This is a genomic window from Actinomadura sp. NPDC048032 (genome assembly GCF_040653175.1).
Lineage (GTDB): Bacteria > Actinomycetota > Actinomycetes > Streptosporangiales > Streptosporangiaceae > Spirillospora > Spirillospora verrucosospora.
This window is the reverse complement of record NZ_JBEZJP010000595.1, coordinates 1-3,775: the sequence shown is the minus strand read 5'-3', so window position 1 is coordinate 3,775 and position 3,775 is coordinate 1. Positions and strand designations below refer to the sequence as shown.

Annotated in this window: 5 protein-coding genes; 1 reads left to right on the top strand and 4 read right to left on the bottom strand. The window is 66.4% G+C overall.

Annotated elements, in window-relative coordinates; all coding sequences use genetic code 11:
- Positions 1-196: 196 nt before the first annotated feature.
- From AB0C69_RS39610 to AB0C69_RS39600, 3 genes are all read right to left on the bottom strand, one after another.
- Positions 197-856: a YdcF family protein gene (locus AB0C69_RS39610; protein WP_360361425.1), complete on the bottom strand. Its 660-nt coding sequence runs from the start codon at positions 854-856 to the stop codon at positions 197-199.
- A gap of 52 nt (positions 857-908) precedes the next feature.
- Entirely contained in the window at positions 909-1,367 is a 459-nt protein-coding gene (locus AB0C69_RS39605) for a hypothetical protein (RefSeq protein ID WP_353832178.1), read from the bottom strand.
- A gap of 256 nt (positions 1,368-1,623) precedes the next feature.
- Positions 1,624-1,893: a hypothetical protein gene (locus AB0C69_RS39600; RefSeq protein ID WP_353832179.1), complete on the bottom strand. Its 270-nt coding sequence runs from the start codon at positions 1,891-1,893 to the stop codon at positions 1,624-1,626.
- A gap of 420 nt (positions 1,894-2,313) precedes the next feature.
- Here AB0C69_RS39600 and AB0C69_RS39595 point away from each other — a divergent pair, with 420 nt between their 5' ends.
- Positions 2,314-2,706 (top strand): hypothetical protein, encoded by a 393-nt coding sequence (locus AB0C69_RS39595; RefSeq protein WP_360361423.1) that lies wholly within the window; start codon positions 2,314-2,316, stop codon positions 2,704-2,706.
- 204 nt (positions 2,707-2,910) lie between these two features.
- Here AB0C69_RS39595 and AB0C69_RS39590 read toward each other — a convergent pair whose 3' ends face one another.
- Positions 2,911-3,429 (bottom strand): hypothetical protein, encoded by a 519-nt coding sequence (locus AB0C69_RS39590; protein ID WP_353832181.1) that lies wholly within the window; start codon positions 3,427-3,429, stop codon positions 2,911-2,913.
- Between the last annotated feature and the right edge of the window lie 346 nt (positions 3,430-3,775).

Below are 3,775 nucleotides of genomic sequence, written 5' to 3'. Positions count from 1 at the left end.
GTCGTACTGCTCGGTGTGTGACGGTCACAGCTGCTAGTTCCAGCCGTTCCTGGCCCTCGTCCGGGCCAGGCCGGTTGAGCGGTTGACCGACAAGCCGGTCCCTCCGCCCCCGCGGAGGGACCGGTCCCATCAACGACCGGAAGCCGGCGACGCCCGGGACGGGCATGCCCCGGTGCCCACGTGGACGACGAGACGGTTATGGGACGAGCCTGGTGGTGAAGCCCGCCTCGACCAGACGACGGTAGGCCGCTTCGACTTCTGCCGGCATGTCTTGCGGGGTGGCGAATCCTCGGCCCGGGTAGACCATGACGCGCTGCGTGTCACCCACCAGCATGTCGATGACGCGCTTCACATCTCCGATGCTCGCGATGTACTCGTCCAGCGGGAGCGGTCGCGACACGCAGACGATCTCAAGTTCCGGCCACAGCTTCTCGGCGGTGGAGTACGCGCGGCGCTGCTGGTAGGGCCGCGAGATCAGCGTCGCTGAGCGGACTGCGATCCCGCGGTCGGCGAGCAGCCTGCGGGTGAACTCGATGTTCTGGCCGGTATTGGTGGCTTCGGGCTCGACCAGGATCGCCGCAGCGGGCACGCCGAGCGCGACGGCGTGATCGCGGTAGTGGACGGCCTCACCTCGCGGGAACCGCTCGATCGTCGTCGGGGCGTTGGCCCCGGTGAAGACGATCCGAGGGAACATCCCCTTCTGGTAGAGCTCCGCCGCGAAGGTGGCGACACCGAGATCATGACTACCGAGCCCGATGCCGACGTCGGTACGCCGAATCGCGTGATGCAGGTCGTGGTAGTCCCACAGGATTTCCACATCGGCGCGGTAGACGTCTGGCAGCACCGTCCCGGACACCGGCCTCTCCCCTCACCCTGCGCGGTGACCGGGCAGCCGAGGTCGACGCCGATCAGCCGCAGTGAACCTTCTTGCCGGTCAGGGTTCCACTGTGCGCGCCATCGGTGTTGATGAAGGCCTTGACGTACAGGCATCGATGGCGGGCGTACACGTAGAGGGGACCGGAGTACCAATGGTTCCGCTTGCTGTACCCGTCGTATTTGCAGTTGCCGTACTTGGTACGGGCGGCGTTGTAGACGCAGAGCTTGAGCTTGATGCTGTAGAGCGACGTCGAGCCCTTGCGGACGGCCAGCGCGCAGTTATAGCCGTTGGAGGAGTTGTAGTAGACCTTGAGGTAGCCGCGGACCTTGGAGTTCACGTAAATCGAATGGGTGCTGCGCAGTGCGTACTTCGACCCGCACGAGGGGCCTGCCGCGTTCGCCGGCGCGGTGGACGCCAACACGGTCGTCAGCGTCAACGTGGGAAGCATGACAGCGGCCAGGCGCAGCGCGCGCCCTCCAATTTTGATCACGCGGTGAACCCTACGGCGACCACGGGAGTTCCGCTAGATCTGTGCGCTACCACTTCCCCGGTGCGACCTGCAAAGCTTCCAACGTGTTCATTCCGCTGCCGACCGGGCACGCACCGCGACAGCAGCCTGCCGCGCTGCACAAGGCAGGCGTTAACCCAGCGGCTTCCAACGACGCGGGAGGCGTGCCGCCGCTTGAATGCGATGGCCAGTGTCAACCGAGCAGCCATGGCCTTCTCCGACTGCTCTCGATAATGGTTCAGAGCTCGGCGATGCGCCGTCGCCACCAGGGCCGGTCTTCCGGCGTGGACGGATCATGGAGCGTGCGGGCCCGATACTGCTCCGCGAGCGGCGTCACGATCGCCAGGACCTGGCGTCGGGAGGGTGGAGGAAGCACCGCGACGATCTCGTGCAGCGTGTCCAGGGCCTCCCGCGGATCATGACACGGGCACGTCGGATGCACCTCCGCCGTCAGCCTCCGGCCCGGTTGCCGGAGGAACCATTTCAGCGCCGTGAGCGCGGTGGTCATCGACTCGACGTCCGGACACCGCCCAGCCCGTGAGGCCTGCGTGATCTCCCGCAGAACCTTGACGGGCACTCCGTCAGGGACGCTTGGAGAGAGCCCTGCACGCCTGCCGTACTGCGTCGCACGCAATCGGCCCGGCGGTCGCCGACTCATTTGCGCAGTTGTTCGATGGACACCCCGGCATGGTGGCATCAGAGCGATCACGGCCACCACATCTTCGGGCCGGCAGCCTTCACACGCACGGCCTGTGCCCGTGGCACGACACACCCATGCGCGTTCCGCGCCCCGCTGGACGGTAGATCCCGAATCGAGTCACGCGCACCGCGCGTGCCACAAACCGGGAGTCATCCAATGACGCGAATCATGTCCATCCGCAATGCTGCCCTCGTCCGCAGCGCTGCCATCTGTGCTGTCCTTGTCGTCATGGCGGACGCCGTCATCGCCGGCGTCTGCACCGCCATCATGCACAGCGGCGACCAGGACCGCATCTTCAGCCCCATGACCGCCGTCGCCCTTGTCGGCTCCGCTGTCGCGGGCGCCGGTCTCGTGGTCCTCGCGAACGGCGTCAGCAACCTGATCGAGGGTGCCGACTTCTTCGCGCCCCATGCGCTCGCCTTCTGGGACGTCGTCGTCCCGGCGAGCATCAACCTTCTCGTCGGGGGCGTTGTCGGGGGAGTCTGCGGTTCCGTGTTCTTCGACCGCGTCCTTCCTCACGACACCCTCTTCAACCCCTACGTCGGCGGTCTGTTCGGCTTCGGTTGTGCCTGCTCCATCGCCATCGGCTCCATCGTGGCCTGGTCACGGCTCGACCGCTAAGCCGCGTGGCCGCCAGGCCACCTGCGAGGACCCGGCGGCACACCGCCGGGTCCTCGTGCTCGTTTCCCACCCCGACCAAGCGTCCGTGATCTGAGGTCGTCCCTACTTCGCGTCCCAGCCCCCCGGCCCGCCTGGTACAGATCCGGGCGGCTCTCGACGGGACCCCGCCCCCTAGCTCATCCCGCAAGCAACCCGCATGAACTGTTAGTCGGCGTTGCCAAGGACGCCGCGGGCCTGGACACGAAACTCACTGACTGCCCGGTAGAGCCGCCGCTCCCGCGCTGAGGCGGTAGCGGAGTGTTCCGCTCTCTCGCTGGTGTCTCCTGCGTGGGCATCCTTCACCATGCGCTGCATGACCTCGGACAGGCCGCGGGACTCCTCGGCAATCCGGTCGGTTGCTTCGACGATGGAGGGAGGGCCTTCGAGGATGACGACTTCTGCGGCGCGGTGGACATCACGGGCCCGGGCGATGAAGTGCCGCACTGTCCCGTCCAGTTCGGGCAGGTCGAGGGCCTCCGCCTGCAGCGCGTTGAGGATCGCGTCCATGGCGATATCGCGGTCATGGAGAGCACTGAGGTAGGCGGTATAGGCGTCGCGTCGATGCTGACGGCGCCACTGGACGTGTTGTGTTCGTGCTTGCGTCCTGCCGTTCACGACAGCCGCACCCAGAGTGGTGAGGGAGCCGACGGCAGCACCAAGGAGGGCGGCAAGTCCTGCGTCCATGGCCACATTGTGGCGTCGCGAACTTGAGCTCCGTGCCCCTCACGCCCTGTGCAGAGGCGAACTCCCAAGGCGAGCCGACGAACGCCAAGAAGACGAAGCAATCGGCCCCCAACGGCCACGAAAGCGAAGGAGGTCTGGGGAACCACGGGGTTCCCCAGCAGCGCACGCTCAACCGATCTTCCGGCAACTCCCCGAAGTCTCCAACGGTGCTCCACCGCAGTCACGCCCTGGTGCTCGTCGCCGAACGCGGGCGCTCAGACGTCTGTTCTTCCCAGGGTGGAGGCCTGAGTCGTTAACTCTTGAATCCCCTGATGAAGACGGCAATCCATCCCACAACGAAGGCTGC

Excerpts from the sequence above, each read along its gene's own strand:
- AB0C69_RS39595 (WP_360361423.1), top strand. The coding sequence starts at position 2,314 with ATGGCGGACGCCGTCATCGCCGGCGTCTGCACCGCCATCATGCACAGC.
- AB0C69_RS39590 (WP_353832181.1), bottom strand. The coding sequence starts at position 3,429 with ATGGACGCAGGACTTGCCGCCCTCCTTGGTGCTGCCGTCGGCTCCCTC.
- AB0C69_RS39600 (WP_353832179.1), bottom strand. The coding sequence starts at position 1,893 with ATGACCACCGCGCTCACGGCGCTGAAATGGTTCCTCCGGCAACCGGGC.